Raw genomic sequence first — 18,463 nt, 5'->3', positions numbered from 1 at the left:
GGAAAAGCAAGGCGATGTCGACTCCGTTTCTCGCGACGAAAGGCGACCACACAAAGGGTTTCTGCGTTGCAGCATGAGCTGGCGCGCTCGGATCCCGCTGATACGGTTCCTGTCCGGCCTCCCCGCTGAGAGAAGGGCCACATGACCCAAGCCCCCGAGTTTCCCCATGATCGCCTCCGCGACGAGGTCCGGCTTCTGGGCGCCTTGCTGGGCGAAGTGATCCGCGACGAGGGCGGGCAGAATCTCTACGACCGCATCGAGGCGGTGCGGCGGGCCTCGGTGGCCTATCACCGCGACCCGGCCTCGGACGACGCTTCGGAGCTGGAGCGGCTGCTGGGCGAGCTGTCGCTGGATCAGGCCATCGGCCTGACGCATGGTTTCGCCGCCTTCTCCCTGCTGGCCAATGTCGCCGAGGATCGGGCGGGCAAGCGCCGCGCCCAGGCCCAGGCCGAGGCCGGCGAACGGGCCGACACCCCCGAAGGCGCGCTCAAGCGTCTGGCCGAGGCGGGCGCCGACAGGAACGCCGTGCGCGACCTGCTGGCCCAGGCCCTGATCTCGCCGGTGCTGACCGCCCACCCGTCCGAGGTGCGCCGCAAGAGCGTCATCGACCGCACCACGGCGGTTGGCGAACTGCTGGACGGCTGCGACCGCGACGGGATCGCCTGCGACGCCTACACCCTGAAGGCCGCGCTTCGCCGCCAGATCGTCATCCTGTGGGCCACGCGGCTGACCCGCGCCTCGGCCCTGGTGGTGCAGGACGAGATCGACACCGTGGTCGACTGGCTGCAGCGCATCTTTCTTCATGTCGCCCCGGCCCAGCTGGCCGAGTGGCGCCGCCTGCTGGGCGCGACCGACCTGACGCCCTTCGTGCGCATCGGCTCCTGGGTCGGCGGAGATCGCGACGGCAACCCCAATGTCGACGCCGACACCCTGCGCGCCGCCTTCCGCAGCCAGGCCCGTGCAGCGCTGAGCTTCTACCTGGACGAGGTGCACGCCCTAGGCGCCGAACTCAGCCTGTCCATCGACCTGACCCGCGTCACGCCCGAACTGGCCGCCCTGGCGCAAGGGTCGGGCGACGCCTCCATCCAGCGCGCCGACGAGCCCTATCGCCGGACGCTCAGCCAGATCTACGCCCGCCTGTCGGCGGCCTATCCGATCCTGACCGGCGAGCCGACGCCGCGCCCCGCCCGCTTCGCCGCGCCACCCTACGACGGCCCCGACGCCTTCCGCGCCGACCTGGCCGTCCTGCACGACAGCCTGGTGCGGACCCACGGCGCCGTCTTCGCCGACGACCGGCTGGCGCGGCTAATCACGGCGGCGGACGTGTTCGGCTTCCACATGGCGACGCTGGACCTGCGCCAGAATTCGGACGTGCATCAGCGCGTGGTCGCCGACCTGCTGAAGGTCGCGGGCGTCTGCGCCGACTACGCCGCTCTGGCCGAAGCCGAACGCCTGGCCGTGCTGGCGCGCGAACTGGCCAGCCCGCGCCCCCTCTTCTCGCCCTACGCCGACTATGCGCCCGAGACGCTGAAGGAGCGCGCCATCCTTCAGGCGGCCGCCGAGGCCCTTTCAATCTTCGGCCCGCAGGCGATCCGCACTCACATCGTGTCCAAGACCGACGCCGCCTCGGACATGCTGGAGGTCTATCTTCTGCTCAAGGAAGTCGGCCTCTACGACCCGGCCGTCCCCGGAGCCTGCCCCATTCAGGCCGCCCCGCTGTTCGAGACCATCGACGACCTGCGCGCCGCCCGCGCCACGCTGGAGCGCGTTCTCGCCGAACCTTCGGCCCGCGCCGTGGCCGAAGCGCGCGGGGTGCAGGAGGTGATGATCGGCTATTCGGACAGCAACAAGGACGGCTCCTACCTGACCTCGGGCTGGGAACTGCACGAAGCCTCGCGCGCCCTGCTGGAGGTCACGCGCGCGGCGGGGGTGCGGCTGCAACTGTTCCACGGCCGGGGCGGCGCCGTCGGGCGCGGCGGCGGCTCCAGCTTCTCGGCCGTGCTGGGCCAGCCCGCCGGGACCGTCGCGGGCCGCATCCGCGTCACCGAACAGGGCGAGGTCATCGCCAACAAATACGGCGAGCCGGAGGTGGCCCAGCGCAACCTCGACGCCCTGACCTGCGGGACTCTGCTGGCCTCGCTGGGACCGCAGTCCGACGCGGGCTACAGCCTTGAGCATGGGGCCACGGCCGCGCGCCTGTCGGCGGCCTCGATGAAGGCCTATCGCGCGCTGGTCTATGAGACGCCCGGCTTCGTCGACTATTTCCGCGCCGCCACCCCCATCGCCGAGATCGCCGACCTGAAGATCGGCTCGCGCCCGGCCAGCCGCACCGCCTCCCCCGCCATCGAGGACTTACGCGCCATTCCCTGGGTGTTCAGCTGGTCGCAGTCGCGGGTCATGCTGCCCGGCTGGTTCGGCTTCGGCTCGGCGGTTCAGGGCGAAGACCCGGCCGAACTGCGCGCCATGGCCGAGGCCTGGCCCTTCTTCCGCACCGTGGTCCAGAACATGGAGATGGTGATGGCCAAGGCCGACATGGCCATCGCGCGCCGCTACGCCGGGCTGGTCCCCGACGCCGCCCTGGCCGAGCGCATCTATGACGCCATCCGCGCCGAATGGGACCGCACCGTCGCGGCCGTCCTGTCGATCACCGGCCAACAGACTCTATTGGGCGGCCAGCCCGAACTGGACCGGCTGATCCGCCAGCGGATGCCCTATGTCGAGCCGCTGAACCATGTGCAGATCGAGCTGATCCGGCGTCGCCGCGCGGGCGACGACGACCCGCGCGTCAGCAACGGCATCCTGCTCGCCATCAACGGCGTGGCGGCGGGTCTTAGGAACAGCGGCTGATCACAGCCACCGGGTCCGCTTGAAGGTGACGTAAAGGCCGATGCAGATGGCCACGATCAAGGCCAGCACCGCCGGATAGCCATAGGTCCAGCGCAGCTCGGGCATATGCTCGAAATTCATGCCGTAGATGCCCGCCACCGCCGTCGGCGTCGCCAGGATGGCGGCCCAGGCGGCCAGTTTGCGGGTGATGACGCCCTGGCGCTGCTGCTCCAGCAGGTTGGACACCTCGAACACCGAGGCCAGGATGTCGCGCAGGCCCGCCGCGCGGCTGGCGACGCGGCGCACATGGTCGGCCACGTCGCGGAAATAGGGCCGCACCTCGCGGTCGATGCAGGGCAGGTCCAGCGACTGCAACTTGACGCAGAGCTCCTCCATCGGCCCCAACACCCGGCTGAACTTCACCAGTTCGCGCCGCAACTGGAACAGGCGGGGGATGTCGTCGCGCGACAGGAAGCGGTCCAGTGCGACCTGCTCCATCTCCAGAACCTTGTCTTCAATGGCGTCGATGATGGGGATGTAGCCGTCGACGATGAAGTCCAGCACCCCGTGCAGGATGAAGTCCGGCCCGTGGCTCAACTGGTGCGGCGAGGCCTCCAGTTGGGCGCGCAACTGGGTGTGCGCCCGCGCCGATCCATGACGGATGGTGATGACGTAGTTGGGGCCGAGGAAGACGTGGGTCTCGCCATACAGGATGCGGTCGCCCTTGGCCTGGGCCGTGCGGGCGACGATGAAGAGTTCGGAGCCGTAGACCTCCAGCTTGGGGATCTGATGCGCCGACAAGGCGTCCTCGACCGCCAGAGGGTGCAGGTGAAAGCGGCGGACCAGAACGTCGAACTCCTCGTCCGACGGCTCATGCAGGCCGATCCAGAGGTATTCGCCCTTGGCCAGGCTCAGCCCTTGAGCCGTCAGCGGCGCTTCGCGCACCCGCTTGCCGTCCTTGTAGACGTAGGAGGCGACGACGCTCATGGGCGCTCCTTCTTTGCTGGGCCGCGATCAGAAGGCTCCGCCTTCTCGACCCGACGCAGCCCGTGACACAGCCAAGGCTTACGCCACCCCGGCCGAAATAGAAAAGGCCCGGCGGATTTCTCCGCCAGGCCCTCTCTTTGGTTGGGCCGCGGTCATAAGGCTTTCGCCTTCTCGACCCGACGCGGCCCTAGGCGCCTAACGGGCCTCAAGCAGCCCGAAGGGCGGTAGGCCCCCTCTTAAGAAGTCGGGAAGCCGCGCACCTTCAGCAGGGCCGCCACGTCCGGGTTGCGGCCGCGGAACTGGCGATAGGCGTCGCCGCGGTCCGTGGTGTTGCCCGGCGCCAGAATGATCGACTTGAAGCGGCCGCCGATGTCCGGGTTGAAGACGTCGCCCGACTCCTCGAAGTAGGCCCAGGTGTCGGCGTCCATCACTTCCGACCACAGGTAGGAGTAGTAGCCGGCCGAATAGGCGTCCGAGGTGAACAGGTGATTGAACTGCGGCAGGCGGTGCCGCATCACGATCTCCTTGGGCATGCCCAGACGGCCCAGCGAGGCCTTCTCGAAGGCGTCGATATCCGTCGGCGGCGTCGCCTGGGTGTGCAGGTCCATGTCGACCAGGGCCGAGGACAGGTAGCTGACCGTGGCGTAGCCCTGGTTGAAGGTCGAGGAGGCCTCGATCTTGTCCACCAGCGCCTGCGGCATCGGCTGCTTAGTCTCGACGTGCTTCATGTAGCCGTCGAGGATCGGGCGGCTCAGCACCCAGTGCTCGTGCACCTGCGACGGATATTCCACGAAGTCGCGCGGCGTGTTGCCGAACGACGGATAGGTCACCACCGACGAGAAGTAGTGCAGGGCGTGACCGAACTCGTGGAACAGGGTCTCGGCGTCGTCCAGCGAGATCAGCAGCGGCTGACCGTCCGGCGCCTTGACGAAGTTGTTGTTGTTCGAGGCCAGGATCGGCTTGGAGCCCGTCAGCTTCGAGAACGAGCGGTAGGTGGTCATCCAGGCGCCCGAACGCTTGCCCGGACGAGCGAAGTCGTCGGCGTAGAACAGGCCGATCAGCTTGCCGGTGGCCTTGTCCGTGACCTCATAGGTGGTCACGTCCGGCTCGAAGGTCGAGACCTGGCCCTTGGGCAGTTGCTTGAAGACGAAGCCGTACAGGCGCTCGGCCATGTAGAAGGAGGCCGCGCGCACGGCGTGCAGCTCGAAGTAGGGCTTCAGCTCGTTCTGGTCGAGGTCGTACTTCGCCTTACGCACCTTCTCGGCGTAGTAGAGGTAGTCCCACGGCTCGATGTCGTGACCGGCGATCGCCTTCATGTCGGCGACTTCCTCGGCGACGCGGGCCTTGGCCGGGGCCCAGACGCGCTGCATCAGGTCCATCGCCGCGGCCGGGGTCTTGGCCATGGTGTCCTGCATGCGCCATTCGGCGTGGTTGCCGAAGCCCAGCAGGCGGGCGCGCTGCTGACGCAGGGCGACGATGCGGGCGATGGTCGACTTGGTGTCGTTGGCGTCGTTGTTGTCGCCGCGCTTGGCGAACTTGGTCCAGACCTGCTGACGCAGAGCGCGGTCGTCGGCGAAGGTCAGGAAGGGATCGACGCTGGAGCGGGTGTTGACGATGACCCAGCCCTGAACGTTGCGCGTGCGCGCCGCAGCCGCGGCGGCGGCCTTGTTCGATTCCGGCAAGCCCTTCAGACCGGCCTCATCAGTGATGACGGTCCAGGTGTTCTCGTCGGCGACCACCTTCTGACCGAAGCTGGTGAAGGCGTTCGACAGTTCAGTGTTGATGCGGCCCAGCTCGGCCTTGCCGGCGGCGTCCAGAGCGGCGCCGTTGCGCACGAAGGCGTCGCGGCTGCGCTCGGCCAGACGCTTCTGCTGGGCGTTCAGGCCCGCCGCGTCGGCGCCGTCGGCCACGGCCTTGATGCGGGCGAACAGCTTCTCATTGAAGGTGATCTCGTCCGAGGCGGCCGACAGGATCGGCGACAGCTCGGTCTCCAGAACGTCCCACTGCTCGCCGCCGATATTCGACGTCATGACGCTGAACACGTTCAGGGCGCGGTCCAGCGGCTCGCCCGCCATCTCCATCGCCGCCATGGTGTTGGCGAAGGTCGGGGCTTCAGCGTTGTTCGCGATCGCGGCGATGTCGGCGCGTTGCAGTTCAATGCCTTCCAGGATGGCTTCGCGCATCTTGGGCGCCGTCACCTTGTCCCACGGCGGCACGCCTTCATAGGGGCCGGTCCAGGGCTGCAGCAGCTCGGCGCGCGGCGCGGTCGCCGGCAGGACGGCGCGGGCGATGTGGGCCTCATCGGCGGTCGTCAGGGCGATGACGGCGCCGCTCACGGCGTTCTCCACGGCCCCGGCCGAGGCGCAGCCCGACAGGGCGAAGAGGCTCGCGCCCCCGATGAGAAGATGGCGTCTGTGCATCCAGGTCTCCCAACCATTGCTGTTTCGGACGTCCTTCGGCGCAGCGGCCCCCGACGTCGCATAAATCCGGTTTAGTCCTAACTATTGGACGGCGAAACCCCGTGGGTCTAAAGGCCGCTGCATGGCGATAGGCGTTTTCGACTCCGGCGTGGGGGGCCTGACGGTCCACCGCGAACTCACGACCCGCTTTCCGACGCGGGACTTCATCTATCTGGGCGACCAGGCCCACGCTCCCTATGGCGGACGCAGCGGCGAGGACATCGTCGAACTGACCCGCGCGGGGTGCGAACGCCTGTTCGAGGCGGGAGCCTCCGTGGTCGTCCTGGCCTGCAACACGGCCTCGGCCATCGCCCTGCGTCGTCTGCAGCAGACCTGGATTCCGGGGATGCGCGAAAAGCTGGGCCGCCCGGTCAACGTCCTGGGCATCATCGTCCCGACCATCGAGGCGGCCACGGGCCTGCCCTGGTCGTTCGAAGCCGAGCGCGAAAGCCGCCTGGAAGGCGAGAAGAAGCAGGCGATCGACATCACGGGCGTCTTCTGCACCGCCGCCACGGCCATGAGCCGCGTCTATGAGATCGAGATCGACAAGCGGCGCGACGACCTGGCCGTCTTCACCGAGGCCTGCCCCGGCCTGGCCGGTCTGATCGAGCTGGGCGCCCCGCCCGAGGAGCTGAAGGTGGTCGTCGACGACCATGTCGACGCCCTGCGCCGCCGCATCGGCCGCCATCCGGACAAGGCCATCCTGGGCTGCACCCACTATGAGATCGTGGCCGACCTGTTCGCCCAGGCCCTGCCGCCCGGCGTCCAAGTCATCAGCCAGCCCGCCGCCGTGGCTGACTCGCTGGAGCGCTATTTCGACCGCCACCCGGAGTACGATCTGGGCTCGTCGTCGCGCCGCGCCTTCCTGACCACGGGCACGCCCGGCCCGCAGTCGGACCTGGTCGCCCAGTTCTGGGGCGCGCCCCTGACGTTCGATCCGGCCTAGGCCGACGCCCCCTACTCGGCGACGCCCGACGCGTTGCGGCGCTGGCCGAAGGTCGGCGCCCGCTCCTTCTGCTGCGCCCAATAGGCCGGGCCGTCGTCCGGCTTGAACATGGTGCGCGGCACGCCGTTGCGATCCACGACGGCGAAGGTGTTGGTCGAGGCCTGATAGAAGAGGGTGTCGCCGTTCGGCCGCTTGACCGTTTCGGTTCCCTTCGGCGTTTCCTCAGTGAAGGCCCGCACCTTCTGCAGGTAGTCGTCGGCCGACTTGGCGCCGAAGGCCGCGCCGTTGCGCTCATAAAGCCTCTGCACCTTGGCGTCGGCGGTTTCGCGCCGGTTGGCCGTGACCGGCGGCTTGGCCGCTTCGACCGCAGGCGTCTCGACCGCCGCATCCGGCGGCGCCGCCGAGGTCAGGCCGACCGGCTCGGCCGCGCTTCTCTCGCGCGTCTCCACCGCCGAACCGCCGTTGTCGCACCCGGCCAGCACCAGCACCGTCGCGGCCAGCGCCGCCGTCACCCGCATCCGCATGAAAACCCCTCCCGACATTCCGTCGAACACAGTTAGGCACAAGTTTTTTGTTCCGGCAATGTTCCATTTGCGCCCGCACCGACAAGACCGCTTTGTCTCGACGCCGTCACGCGACGCGGCTACAGATTTCCGCATGACCGCACCCTCGCTTTCCGGCCGCAAGGTTCTGCTGATCGTCGGCGGCGGCATCGCCGCCTATAAGGCGCTGGAGCTGATCCGCCTGCTCAGGAAGGCGGACGCCGAGGTGATGACCGTCCTGACCAAGGCCGGGGCCGAGTTCGTCACCCCCATGTCCCTGGCCGCCCTGACCGGCCATCCGGTGCGGCAGGATCTGTTCATGCCGGAAGACGAGACGGCCATGGGCCATATCGAGCTGTCGCGCTGGGCCGATCTGGTGGTGGTGGCGCCCGCCACGGCCGGCCTGATCGCCAAGGCCGCCAACGGCATGGCCGACGACCTGGCCTCGACCACCCTTCTGGCCACCGACAAGAAGGTGCTGCTAGCCCCGGCCATGAACGTGCGCATGTGGCTGCACCCGGCGGTTCAGGCCAATGTCGCGCGGCTGAAAGGCTTCGACGGCTTTCACGGCATGGCCGTGGTCGGGCCGGACGACGGCATCATGGCCTGCGGCGAGTTCGGACCGGGCCGCATGGCCGAGCCGCCGGTCATTTTCGACGCGATCGCCCGCCTGCTGGCCGGACCGGACGGCCGCCCGCTGGCCGGCAAGACCGCCGTCGTCACCGCAGGACCGACCTTTGAACCCATCGATCCTGTGCGCGGCCTGACCAACCGCTCCAGCGGCAAGCAGGGCTACGCCGTCGCCGCCGCCCTGGCCGAGCTGGGGGCGCAGGTGACGCTGATCTCCGGTCCCGTGGCGCTGGATGCGCCCGTCGGCGTCAACCGCGTCTGGGTCGAGGCCGCGACAGAGATGAAGGCCGCCGTCGAAGCGGCTCTTCCCGCCGACATCGCCGTGATGAGCGCCGCCGTGGCCGACTGGCGCGTGGACGGCGTCGCCTCGGGCAAGATCAAGAAGAAGCCGGGCGGCCCGCCGTCCCTGGCCCTGATCGAAAACCCCGACATCCTGGCCGGCGTCTCCGCCCCCGGCCCGCGCCGCCCGAAACTGGTGGTCGGCTTCGCCGCCGAGACCAGCGACCTGGAGACCAACGCCCGCGCCAAGCTGTCGCGCAAGGGGTGCGACTGGATCGTCGGCAACGACGTGTCCGACGAGGTCTTCGGCTCGGACGGCAACGCCGTGACCCTATTCACCCAGGGCGGCGCCGAGCCCTGGCCGCGCCAGTCCAAGACCGAGGTGGCGCGCAAGCTGGCCCTGCGCATCGCCGATCACTTCAAGGCCTGAGAGAGACCCTCCCCGACATGACCGTCATCCGCGTCGAACGCCTGCCCCACGCCGAGGGCCTGGCCCTGCCCGCCTATGAGACCGCCGGTTCGGCCGGCATGGATCTGCGCGCCGCCCTCGGCGAGGGCGAGACCGTGGTGCTGGAGCCGGGTCAACGCAAGCTGATCCCCACCGGCCTGAAGATCGCGCTGGAGCCGGGCTATGAGGCCCAGGTGCGCCCGCGCTCGGGCCTGGCGCTGAAGCACGGCATCTCGGCGCCCAATTCGCCGGGCACCATCGACAGCGACTATCGCGGCGAGGTCGGCGTCATCCTGATCAACCACGGCGAGCTGCCGTTCGAGATCAAGCGCGGCGACCGCATCGCCCAGATGGTCATCGCCCGATACGAACAGGCGCAAATGATCGAGGTCGATGCGGTGGACGAGACCGCACGCGGAGCCGGAGGCTTCGGCTCAACCGGACGTTGACCGCGACTTTGCTTTCACACCCGTAGATAATGGTCTAGCGTGGTCGCCATGAACACGCTGGACCAGATCGTCTATTGCAGCCGCTCGCGACTGGCCCCGGAGGAGGAGGCGTCGGCGATGACGGACATCGTCCATATCGCCGCCTTCCTGAACGCTCGCAACGGCATCACCGGCGCGCTGACCCTGCAGGACGGCGTGTTCGTGCAGGTTCTCGAAGGAACGCCGACAGCTCTGGATATTCTAATGCTCCATCTGCATTTCGATGAGCGGCATGAAGAAATCGAGGTCGTCGCTCGTGGCCAGATCGAGCGCCGCGCCTTCCCGGCTTGGGGCATGACGGCGCCGGCGCGTGGCCGGTGCGAGGCGCTCCGCCGCTTGATCGACAGCCGCTCCAACGATCTGGGCGCCTGGCGCGCGGCCATGGGCGCCCTTCTGGCCGAACCCGCCTGACCCGAAGCACGTTGCGCTCAAGCAGCGAGCCGCCGCGCGGCGAGCGATAGCGCAGGGGCGCGCTAGCGCCCCCAGCATCAAGCCTGACGGAAGCCCAGCACGTCCTGCATGTCGTAGAGACCGGGGCGGCGGTTGCGCACCCAGGCGGCGGCGGCCACGGCGCCCTTGGCGAACAGGCTGCGATCCATGGCCGAGTGCGACAGGGTCAGCATCTCGTCTTCCGAAGCGAACATGACCGTGTGGTCGCCGATCACCCCGCCCGCCCGCAGGGAGGCGAAGCCGATCTTGCCCGTTTCGCGCGGGCCAGTGATGCCGTCGTAAGGGGCGCTGCGCAGTTCCTTCAGGTCGCGGCCACGGCCGTTGGCCGCCGCCTCGCCCAGCATCAAGGCCGTGCCCGAGGGAGCGTCGACCTTGCGTCTGTGATGGGTCTCCAGCACCTCGATGTCCCAGTCGCGCGCATCCAGCCGCAGGGCCGCGTGCTCGACCAGGCCGATCAGGATGTTCACGCCCAACGAGAAGTTGCCGCTCATGACGATGGCGATCTTGTCGGCGGCGGCCTCGATCTCGGCCTCCTGCTCCGGCGTCAGGCCGGTGGAGCCAATGACCAGGGCGGGGCCGCCCGCCTCGGCGCAGGCCTTGGCCAGGGCGACCGAAGCCTCAGGCGTCGAGAAGTCGATGATGACGTCGCACAGCTTCAGGTCGACCGTCTCGCCGCGGTCGAAACGGGCAGCGACCACCACGTCCTCGCGGGCGTCCAGAACCTGTGAAACGGCGCGGCCCATGCGGCCCCGGGCGCCGGAGATGCCGGCGTGGAAGATGTCGCTCACGCGGTCTCTTTCGGATTATCGGCGTCGCCGCCCAGGATGTCGGCCCAGAAACGCTTGGCCTTGCCCGCGAAACTGGTGTTGCGGGGCGTCTGGGTTTCGCCCAGGGAGGCGGCCAGTTCGGACAACAGCTCCTTCTGACGCGCGGTCAGATCGGTCGGCGTCTCCACGAACAGCTCGACCACCAGATCGCCGCGGCCGCGCCCGTTCAGGTGCGGCATCCCCTTGCCCTTGATGCGGACGGTCTTGCCGGTCTGGGCGCCCGCAGGCACCTCGACCGCCGCCTTGCACTTGCCGTCGCAGGCGTCGGAGACCAGGCATGGGGCGTCGACGATGCCGCCCAGGGCCGCCACCGTCATCGGCACCGGCACCGTGACCAGCAGGTCCAGATTGTCGCGCTCGAACAGTTCATGCGGCTGCACCGACAGGAAGACATAGAGGTCGCCCCGCGGCCCGCCGCGCTGGCCGGCCTCGCCCTCGCCCGACAGGCGGATGCGCGAGCCGTCGTCCACGCCCGCCGGCACCTTGAGGCTGAGCTTGCGGGTCTTGCGGACCTGGCCGTGCCCCCGGCAGGTAGTGCAGGGATCGGCGATCATCTCGCCCGAACCGCCGCAGCGGGGGCAGGTGCGCTCGACCTGGAAGAAACCGTTGGCCTGGCGCACGCGCCCGGCGCCGCCGCAGGTGGAGCAGATGGTCGGCTTGGTGCCCGCCTTGGCCCCCGAGCCGTCGCAGACCTCGCAGGTCATCAGGGTCGGGATGGCGATCTCGACCTCGGCGCCCTTATAGGCCTGCTCCAGCGTGATCTCGAGGTCGTAGCGCAGGTCCGAGCCGCGACGCGGCCCGTGGTTCTGGCGTCCGCCGCCGCCCCGGCCGCCGAACGCGTCCCCGAAAGCGTCGCCGAAGACCTGGGAGAAGATGTCATTGATGTCGTGGAAGCCCTGGCCGCCTTGGCCGAAGGGATTGCCCCCGCCCGCGCCGCCGCCCACGCCCGCATGGCCGAAACGGTCATAGGCCGCGCGCTTCTGCTCGTCCGACAGGACGGTGTAGGCTTCGGAGATTTCCTTGAAGCGGGCCACGGACTCTTCGGAGCCGCCGTTGCGGTCGGGGTGATGCTCCATCGCCAGCTTGCGATAGGCGCTCTTGAGCACGGCCGCATCGACCGTCCGCTCGACCCCCAGAATCTCGTAATAGTCACGTTGCGCCATCAGGCGTTCGTCCTCTTACTTTCCCGCCGCGTCAGGGTTCTGTTCGGCCTCTCTTGATCTGGAGGCGCTCCGTTCGCGGATGACCGACGGCCTGCCTGATGACATGGGCGCCCGGTCGAATGATGCAAGTTTCATGAAACGGCCCCGCCTGCCGTCTGGCAAGCGGGGCCGAACATCAGCGAGACGCCGGTTTAGGCGTCCTTCTTCTCGTCCGTGTCCGAGACTTCCTCGAACTCGGCGTCGACCACGCCGTCGTCGGCAGGCTGGCCTTCAGCGGCGCCGTCGGCCCCGCCCTGCTGGGCGGCGTACATGGCCTCGCCCAGCTTCATCGAGGCCTGAGCCAGGGTGTTGGTCTTCTCGCGGATGGCCTCGGGATCCGTGCCGTCCTTGGCCGACTTCAGATCGTCCAGAGCCGACTGGATGGTCGCCTTGGTCGCCTCGTCGATCTTGTCGCCGTGCTCGGCCAGAGCCTTCTCGGTCGAGTGGACCAGGCTGTCGGCGCCGTTCTGGGCCTCGACCAGTTCCTTGCGGGCCTTGTCGGCCGCGGCGTTGGCCTCGGCTTCCTTGACCATGTTCTCGATGTCGGCGTCCGACAGGCCGCCGTTGGCCTGGATGCGGATCGACTGCTCCTTGTTCGTCGCCTTGTCCTTGGCCGTCACGTGGACGATGCCGTTGGCGTCGATGTCGAAGGCGACCTCGATCTGCGGCATGCCGCGCGGCGCGGGCGGAATGCCCATCAGGTCGAACTGGCCCAAGATCTTGTTGTCGGCCGCCATCGGGCGCTCGCCCTGGAAGACGCGGATCGTCACGGCCGACTGATTGTCGTCAGCGGTCGAGAAGGTCTGGGCCTTCTTGGTCGGGATCGTCGTGTTGCGCTCGATCAGGGGCGTGAACACGCCGCCCAGGGTCTCGATGCCCAGGGTCAGCGGGGTCACGTCCAGCAGCAGCACGTCCTTGACGTCGCCTTGCAGCACGCCCGCCTGAACGGCGGCGCCCAGGGCCACGACCTCGTCGGGGTTCACGCCCTTGTGCGGCTCCTTGCCGAAGAATTTCTTCACGGCTTCCTGAACCATCGGCATGCGGGTCATGCCGCCGACCAGCACCACTTCATCGATGTCCGAGGCCTTCAGGCCCGCGTCCTTCAGCGCCTTGGCGCAGGGCTCGATGGTGCGCTGGACCAGGTCGTCGACCAGGGCTTCCAGCTTGGCGCGCGACAGCTTGATGTTCAGGTGCAGCGGGCCCGAAGCGTTCATGGTGATGAACGGCAGGTTGACCTCGTACTGGGTCGTCGAGGACAGCTCCTTCTTGGCCTTTTCAGCCTCTTCCTTCAGGCGCTGCAGGGCCAGCTTGTCCTGGCGCAGGTCGACGCCCTGCTCCTTCTTGAACTCGTCAGCCAGGTAGTCGACCAGACGCAGGTCGAAGTCCTCGCCGCCCAGGAAGGTGTCGCCGTTGGTCGACTTCACCTCGAACACGCCGTCGCCGATCTCAAGAATCGAGACGTCGAAGGTGCCGCCGCCCAGGTCGTAGACGGCGATCTTCTGACCGTCGTTCTTCTCCAGGCCATAGGCCAGGGCGGCCGCGGTCGGTTCGTTGATGATGCGCAGGACTTCCAGACCGGCGATCTTGCCGGCGTCCTTGGTCGCCTGACGCTGGGCGTCGTTGAAGTAGGCCGGAACGGTGATGACGGCCTGGGTGACCTTCTCGCCCAGATAGGCCTCTGCGGCCTCCTTCATCTTGCCCAGGGTGAAGGCCGAGACCTGCTGGGGCGAATAGTCCTTGCCGTGCGCCTGGACCCAGGCGTCGCCGTTCGGACCCTTGACGATCTCGAAGGGCACCATGCCCTTGTCCTTGGCCACCACCGGATCGTCATAGTTGCGGCCGATCAGGCGCTTGATGGCGAAGAAGGTGTTGGCGGGGTTGGTCACCGCCTGACGGCGCGCAGGCTGGCCGACGAGGATTTCGCCGCCGTCCTGGATCGCGACCACCGACGGGGTGGTGCGGGCGCCTTCGGCGTTTTCGATGACCTTGGGGTTCTTGCCGTCCATGACGGCGACGCACGAGTTGGTCGTGCCGAGGTCGATGCCGATGATCTTGGCCATGGGCTTGTCTTTTTCACTCCTTGCGGCGGGCGATGCGGCGGCCTCGTAACATCAAGCGCCGCGCGTGACCGCCCCCAGTTGGGCTTTTGAAATCATGCCTCGCCGGACGACGCCCGGTTCGGCGGTGGATGGGGTCGGCGGACAAACCCCTAACGAAAAGGGGGTTATCGCCGGATTGGCTCGGATATGGGAAAGACCGCAGGGGCTGCAAGGCCTTCCGCCCGGTTCCGGCCAGATTCCGCGCCTTATGACGGACAAGGCGGCGCGGCGCCGCTAAATTCGGTCGATGATCCCGCAAAACCGCCCGCAACCGTCCAGAAAAGAGCTGAGGGAAGCGCCGACGGCCCTGCCCGGCTTTCGCCTGTGGCCCGGCCTGCTGGACGCCGCTGAACAGGCCGAACTGCTGGTCGAGGTGCGGCGAGGACTTGAGGCGGCGTCCCTCTATCGCCCCGTCACGCCGGGCGGGCGGCCCTTCTCGGTGCGGATGAGCAATTTCGGCGCCCTGGGCTGGGTGTCGGACCGTCAGGGCTATCGCTACCAGCCGACCCATCCGGCCACCGGCGCGCCGTGGCCCGCCATTCCGGCCCGGCTGTTGAGCCTGTGGGACGCCCTGACCGGCTGGCCGAGCCCGCCCGACGCCTGCCTGATCAACCTCTATCAGGGCGAGGCGAAGATGGGCCTGCATCAGGACCGGGACGAGCGCGATCTGACGGCGCCGGTGCTGTCGATCTCCCTGGGCGACACGGCGGTGTTCCGCATCGGCCCGGCCGAGGGCGGCGCGACCGCCGCCGTGCGCCTGGCCTCCGGCGACGTCTGCGCCCTGACCGGCCCGGCGCGGTTGGCGCGTCACGGGATCGACCGGCTGCTGGCGGGCTCGTCGCGGCTGCTGCCCGGCGGCGGACGAGTCAACCTGACCCTGAGAGTCGCGGGCTAGGCGGAAAGACTCGACGGCGCGCAAAAAGCCGGGGCACTGTCACGCCTTCCACAGCGCCGACCGGAGACCCGAGATGACCCTGATCACCCGGCCCGAGGGCCTGAGCCCCGACCAGATCGCCCCCAGCCGCCGCAGCCTGGGCGCAGCGACGGCGGGCGGCCTGTTCTTCGCCGCCTACGCCCCCGCCGCCCTCAGCCAGTCGGCCCAGCCGATCGCCACCGACACGGCGGGCCTGATCACGGCCGACGCGGCCTATCCAGCGCCCGGCGGCTTTGCCCTGCCCGCCTATGTCGCCCGACCCGAAGGCGCCGGCCACTTCCCCGTCGTCATCGTCGTGTCCGAGATCTTCGGCGTGCACGAGTACATCCGCGACGTCTGCCGCCGCCTGGCCAAGGCGGGCTATGCGGCCGTGGCGCCCGCCTTCTTCGTCCGCGTCCAGGATCCCGCCCCGCTCAGCGACATGCAGGCGATCCAACGCATCGTCGCCGCCGCCGGCTACGACCAGGTGATGGGCGACATCGGCGCCACGCTGGACTGGATCGGCGCCCAGTCCTGGGCCAAGGCCGACAAGGTCGGGATCACCGGCTTCTGCTGGGGCGGCAAGGTGGTGTGGCAGGCCATGGCCCGCTTCCCGACGCTGGACGCCGGGGTCGCCTGGTACGGCCGCCTGTCCCCCGCCGCCAACGCCACCGACGAGCAGATGGCGGCGGGCCGCCCCTGGCCCATCGACCTGGCGGGCGAACTCAAGGCGCCGGTGCTGGGTCTTTACGGTGGTGCAGACAGCGGCATTCCCAACGACACGGTCAAGGCGATGAACGACGCCCTGAGCGCCGCGGGCCGGAGCGACAGCTCCATCATCCTCTATGACGACGCCCCGCACGGCTTCCACGCCGACTATCGCGCCTCCTATCGCGAGGCGGACGCGAAGGAAGGCTGGCGGCGGCTGCTGGCGCTGTTCAATTCGAGATTGAAAAACTGACCCTTCCTTGCGCTCACCCCGGCGGACGCCGGGGCCCAGTGCTTTGGCCGCAAGCGCGGCACGGGAAGCCAAGCAAAGAAAAACGGCCCGACGCGTCTGCGCCGGGCCGTCGTCGTTTCAGCGCGCGAAGACCATCAGGCCTTGGCGTCGAAATTCCCGCCGGTCGTGTTCGGGTCCGCATAGGCGCCGCCCGCCGCCGGGCCCGAGCCCTTGGCCGCGACCACCACCATGGCCGCGCGCACGGTGCGGCCGAACAGGGCGTAGCCCGGCTGCAGCGTCTGGATGACGGCCCCGCCCGGCACGGTGTCCGAGGATTGCTCCATCATCGCCTGATGCAGGTGCGGATCGAAGGCGTCGCCCGGCGCCGGATCGACGCGGGTCAGGCCGTTGGCCTCGAAGGCCGACAGCAGGGACTTCTGCGTCAGCTCCAGTCCCGTGACCATGGCGGCCGCCGGACCGTCCGCATCCTTCGGCGCCGTCGCCAGGCCGCGCTCCAGGGTGTCGGCCACGCTCAGCAGATCCTTGGCGAAGCGCTGGATGGCGTAGGCGCGGGCGTCGTTCTGCTGCGTCTCGGCGCGGCGCTTGACGTTCTCGGCCTCGGCCACGGCGCGCAGTGCGCGATCCTTCCACTGATCGCGCTCGGCGATCAGGGCGTCGACCACAGCCATGTCGCCGTCGGCGCCTTCCGCCGCAGCGTCCGCCTCGGACTCCTTGATGTCCTGCTCGAGTTGATCCCGGGTCTCGTCGTTGATGTCGTTCACGTCTCTTGTCCGTCCAGAATCCGGCCCAGCACCCGGGCGGTATAGTCCACCAACGGGATGACACGGGCGTAGTTCAACCGCGCGGGCCCAATGACGCCGATGGCGCCCAGCACCCGCTGCCGGCCCGACATATAGGGCGCCGCGATCACGGCGGAACCCGAAAGCGAAAAGAGTCGCGTTTCCGCGCCGATATAGATGCGCACCCCCTGGGCCGCGCCGACGTCGTCCAGCAGGCCGATCAGCTGCTCCTTCTGCTCCAGATCGTCGAACAGGACGCGCACCCGCTCCAGATCCTCGGCCGCGCGGGCGTCCTGCAACAGATTGCCGCGCCCGCGCACGATCAGGTTGCGGTCATGGCCCGCACCGCCCCCTCCGCCGCTCCAGGCGGCCAGCCCATCCTCGACCAGGCGGGCGGCGGCGACGTCCAGATCACGCCGGGCGGCCTCCATCTCGGCCTTCATTTCATGCCGGGCCTCGGCCAGCGGACGGCCCTTCAGCCGGGCGCTGAGAAAGTTCGACGCCTCCTGCAGGGTCGAAGGCGTCACGCCCGGCGCCAGGTTCATCAGCCGGTTCTCGACCACCCCGTCGTCAGCCACCAGCACGGCCAGCGCCTGCCCGCCGCCCAGAGCCACGAACTCGACATGGCGCACCCCGGCCTCGCGCACCGGGCTGGCGACGATGCCCGCCCCGCCCGCCAGACCCGACAGCAGGGACGAGGCCGCATCCAAGGCCTCCTCGACATTGCGACCGCCGCCCTTGGCGCCCAGCACGGCTAGCCGGGCGTCGATCTCGCGCCGTTCCTCCTGACCGATGTCGCCGACCTCCAAGAGGCCGTCCACGAACAACCGCAGGCCCGCATGGGTCGGCGCCCGCCCGGCCGATGTATGCGGCGAGGCCAGCAGCCCCGCCTGCGTCAACGCCTGCATGGTGTTGCGGATCGAGGCGGGCGACAGGTCCAGCCCGGCGCGCGACAGGGTGTGCGACCCCACCGGCTCGCCCGTCTCCAGATAGGTCTCGACCACCCGCCGAAAGATGTCGCGCGCCCGCGCGTCCAGCGTCGCCAGACCGGGCGAGGGATGCAGCAGGCTCATGCCGCCATCCTCCGCGCCGCCCAGTCCGCACGGGTCAGGCGATGGACCAGACAGTCGTCCGTCCCGTTGAAAACGCGCCGCCCCTCCGGCCGGAAGCCCAGACGCTGATAGAAACGATGCGCCTGCGTATTGGAGTTGAGCGGATCGATCACCACGGCCTCGACCTGAGGCCGGGCGAAACAGGCGTCCAGCGCCTGGGTCATCATCTGCGCGCCATAGCCCCGGTTCAGGGCGTCGGCCTCGCCGATCCAGATGTCGAGGGCGCGCAGGTTCGGCTCGATCTCGCCCCAATAGCCATTGGGCTCGCCCGCCGGGTCGATATCCAACATGGCCCCGATCGGACGGCCGTCGACCTCGGCGATGAAGTAGCGGAAGACGTCGGACTGCGCAGCCAGCTCCTCGTCCCAGTCGGCGGCCTCGTATTGGTCGGGGTCGTCGGTCAGGCAGGCGATGACATGCGGCGCTTCATCCCAGCGCGCCAGTATCGCAGCATCGGCGGCCACGGCCGGGCGAAGACGCACAACAGACAGGTCAGGACGGGACAGGCTCATGGT

The 18,463-nt window shown here is 68.8% G+C and carries 16 protein-coding genes; 7 read left to right on the top strand and 9 right to left on the bottom strand.

What is annotated here, in order from left to right; translation table 11 throughout:
• Positions 1-141: 141 nt before the first annotated feature.
• Positions 142-2,847 (top strand): phosphoenolpyruvate carboxylase, encoded by a 2,706-nt coding sequence (gene ppc / locus B3D50_RS14450; protein ID WP_286952228.1) that lies wholly within the window; start codon positions 142-144, stop codon positions 2,845-2,847.
• Here the strand turns inward: ppc and B3D50_RS14445 are convergent, their stop codons facing one another.
• Entirely contained in the window at positions 2,848-3,813 is a 966-nt protein-coding gene (locus tag B3D50_RS14445) for a magnesium and cobalt transport protein CorA (protein WP_286952226.1), read from the bottom strand. It lies immediately after the preceding gene.
• A gap of 236 nt (positions 3,814-4,049) precedes the next feature.
• Entirely contained in the window at positions 4,050-6,233 is a 2,184-nt protein-coding gene (locus B3D50_RS14440) for a M3 family metallopeptidase (RefSeq protein WP_286952224.1), read from the bottom strand.
• A 121-nt stretch (positions 6,234-6,354) separates the two neighbouring features.
• On the opposite strand from B3D50_RS14440, the gene B3D50_RS14435 reads away from it, so the two are divergent.
• Positions 6,355-7,218, top strand: a complete 864-nt coding sequence (locus B3D50_RS14435) for a glutamate racemase (RefSeq protein WP_286952222.1) — start codon at positions 6,355-6,357, stop codon at positions 7,216-7,218.
• 11 nt (positions 7,219-7,229) lie between these two features.
• Here B3D50_RS14435 and B3D50_RS14430 read toward each other — a convergent pair whose 3' ends face one another.
• Entirely contained in the window at positions 7,230-7,742 is a 513-nt protein-coding gene (locus tag B3D50_RS14430; protein ID WP_286952219.1) for an S-type pyocin family protein, read from the bottom strand.
• 133 nt (positions 7,743-7,875) lie between these two features.
• Here B3D50_RS14430 and coaBC point away from each other — a divergent pair, with 133 nt between their 5' ends.
• From coaBC to B3D50_RS14415, 3 genes are read left to right on the top strand one after another with little or no spacing between them, the layout of a single operon-like run.
• On the top strand, positions 7,876-9,099 hold the full coding sequence (gene coaBC, locus B3D50_RS14425) for a bifunctional phosphopantothenoylcysteine decarboxylase/phosphopantothenate--cysteine ligase CoaBC (protein WP_286952217.1): 1,224 nt from the start codon (positions 7,876-7,878) through the stop codon (positions 9,097-9,099).
• A 17-nt stretch (positions 9,100-9,116) separates the two neighbouring features.
• Entirely contained in the window at positions 9,117-9,566 is a 450-nt protein-coding gene (dut, locus tag B3D50_RS14420) for a dUTP diphosphatase (protein ID WP_286952215.1), read from the top strand.
• Between the two features lie 48 nt (positions 9,567-9,614).
• Positions 9,615-10,016, top strand: coding sequence for a BLUF domain-containing protein (locus tag B3D50_RS14415; protein ID WP_269297153.1), 402 nt, complete (start codon positions 9,615-9,617; stop codon positions 10,014-10,016).
• 77 nt (positions 10,017-10,093) lie between these two features.
• On the opposite strand, the gene dapB is transcribed toward B3D50_RS14415, so the two are convergent.
• From dapB to dnaK, 3 genes are all read right to left on the bottom strand, one after another.
• Entirely contained in the window at positions 10,094-10,843 is a 750-nt protein-coding gene (gene dapB / locus B3D50_RS14410) for a 4-hydroxy-tetrahydrodipicolinate reductase (protein ID WP_286952213.1), read from the bottom strand.
• Entirely contained in the window at positions 10,840-12,045 is a 1,206-nt protein-coding gene (dnaJ, locus tag B3D50_RS14405; RefSeq protein WP_269296377.1) for a molecular chaperone DnaJ, read from the bottom strand. Before dnaJ ends, dapB begins: the two co-directional genes overlap by 4 nt.
• Before the next feature lie 191 nt (positions 12,046-12,236).
• Positions 12,237-14,144, bottom strand: a complete 1,908-nt coding sequence (dnaK, locus tag B3D50_RS14400) for a molecular chaperone DnaK (protein ID WP_269296378.1) — start codon at positions 14,142-14,144, stop codon at positions 12,237-12,239.
• A gap of 286 nt (positions 14,145-14,430) precedes the next feature.
• Between dnaK and B3D50_RS14395 the strand changes: the two genes are divergently transcribed.
• Both B3D50_RS14395 and B3D50_RS14390 read left to right on the top strand, forming a co-directional pair.
• Positions 14,431-15,078 carry an alpha-ketoglutarate-dependent dioxygenase AlkB gene (locus B3D50_RS14395; RefSeq protein WP_286952210.1) on the top strand — a complete coding sequence of 216 codons (648 nt, stop codon included), beginning with the start codon at positions 14,431-14,433 and terminating at the stop codon, positions 15,076-15,078.
• Between the two features lie 73 nt (positions 15,079-15,151).
• Positions 15,152-16,057, top strand: a complete 906-nt coding sequence (locus B3D50_RS14390; RefSeq protein WP_286952208.1) for a dienelactone hydrolase family protein — start codon at positions 15,152-15,154, stop codon at positions 16,055-16,057.
• Between the two features lie 134 nt (positions 16,058-16,191).
• Here B3D50_RS14390 and grpE read toward each other — a convergent pair whose 3' ends face one another.
• From grpE to B3D50_RS14375, 3 genes are read right to left on the bottom strand one after another with little or no spacing between them, the layout of a single operon-like run.
• Positions 16,192-16,818, bottom strand: coding sequence for a nucleotide exchange factor GrpE (gene grpE, locus B3D50_RS14385; protein WP_269296381.1), 627 nt, complete (start codon positions 16,816-16,818; stop codon positions 16,192-16,194).
• On the bottom strand, positions 16,815-17,909 hold the full coding sequence (hrcA, locus tag B3D50_RS14380) for a heat-inducible transcriptional repressor HrcA (RefSeq protein WP_269296382.1): 1,095 nt from the start codon (positions 17,907-17,909) through the stop codon (positions 16,815-16,817). Before hrcA ends, grpE begins: the two co-directional genes overlap by 4 nt.
• Positions 17,906-18,460 carry a GNAT family N-acetyltransferase gene (locus B3D50_RS14375; RefSeq protein ID WP_269296383.1) on the bottom strand — a complete coding sequence of 185 codons (555 nt, stop codon included), beginning with the start codon at positions 18,458-18,460 and terminating at the stop codon, positions 17,906-17,908. The genes hrcA and B3D50_RS14375 overlap by 4 nt, the downstream gene beginning before the upstream one ends.
• Between the last annotated feature and the right edge of the window lie 3 nt (positions 18,461-18,463).

The organism is Brevundimonas sp. UBA7507, assembly GCF_002478355.1.
In the GTDB taxonomy this organism is placed as follows: Bacteria; Pseudomonadota; Alphaproteobacteria; order Caulobacterales; family Caulobacteraceae; genus Brevundimonas; species Brevundimonas diminuta_D.
The sequence above is the reverse complement of the archived record's forward strand: the minus strand, read 5'-3'. Positions and strand labels throughout refer to the sequence as shown.

Excerpts from the sequence above, each read along its gene's own strand:
- ppc (WP_286952228.1), top strand. The coding sequence starts at position 142 with ATGACCCAAGCCCCCGAGTTTCCCCATGATCGCCTCCGCGACGAGGTC.
- B3D50_RS14445 (WP_286952226.1), bottom strand. The coding sequence starts at position 3,813 with ATGAGCGTCGTCGCCTCCTACGTCTACAAGGACGGCAAGCGGGTGCGC.
- B3D50_RS14440 (WP_286952224.1), bottom strand. The coding sequence starts at position 6,233 with ATGCACAGACGCCATCTTCTCATCGGGGGCGCGAGCCTCTTCGCCCTG.
- B3D50_RS14435 (WP_286952222.1), top strand. The coding sequence starts at position 6,355 with ATGGCGATAGGCGTTTTCGACTCCGGCGTGGGGGGCCTGACGGTCCAC.
- B3D50_RS14430 (WP_286952219.1), bottom strand. The coding sequence starts at position 7,742 with ATGCGGATGCGGGTGACGGCGGCGCTGGCCGCGACGGTGCTGGTGCTG.
- coaBC (WP_286952217.1), top strand. The coding sequence starts at position 7,876 with ATGACCGCACCCTCGCTTTCCGGCCGCAAGGTTCTGCTGATCGTCGGC.
- dut (WP_286952215.1), top strand. The coding sequence starts at position 9,117 with ATGACCGTCATCCGCGTCGAACGCCTGCCCCACGCCGAGGGCCTGGCC.
- B3D50_RS14415 (WP_269297153.1), top strand. The coding sequence starts at position 9,615 with ATGAACACGCTGGACCAGATCGTCTATTGCAGCCGCTCGCGACTGGCC.
- dnaJ (WP_269296377.1), bottom strand. The coding sequence starts at position 12,045 with ATGGCGCAACGTGACTATTACGAGATTCTGGGGGTCGAGCGGACGGTC.
- dnaK (WP_269296378.1), bottom strand. The coding sequence starts at position 14,144 with ATGGCCAAGATCATCGGCATCGACCTCGGCACGACCAACTCGTGCGTC.
- B3D50_RS14395 (WP_286952210.1), top strand. The coding sequence starts at position 14,431 with ATGATCCCGCAAAACCGCCCGCAACCGTCCAGAAAAGAGCTGAGGGAA.
- B3D50_RS14390 (WP_286952208.1), top strand. The coding sequence starts at position 15,152 with ATGACCCTGATCACCCGGCCCGAGGGCCTGAGCCCCGACCAGATCGCC.
- hrcA (WP_269296382.1), bottom strand. The coding sequence starts at position 17,909 with ATGAGCCTGCTGCATCCCTCGCCCGGTCTGGCGACGCTGGACGCGCGG.
- B3D50_RS14375 (WP_269296383.1), bottom strand. The coding sequence starts at position 18,460 with ATGAGCCTGTCCCGTCCTGACCTGTCTGTTGTGCGTCTTCGCCCGGCC.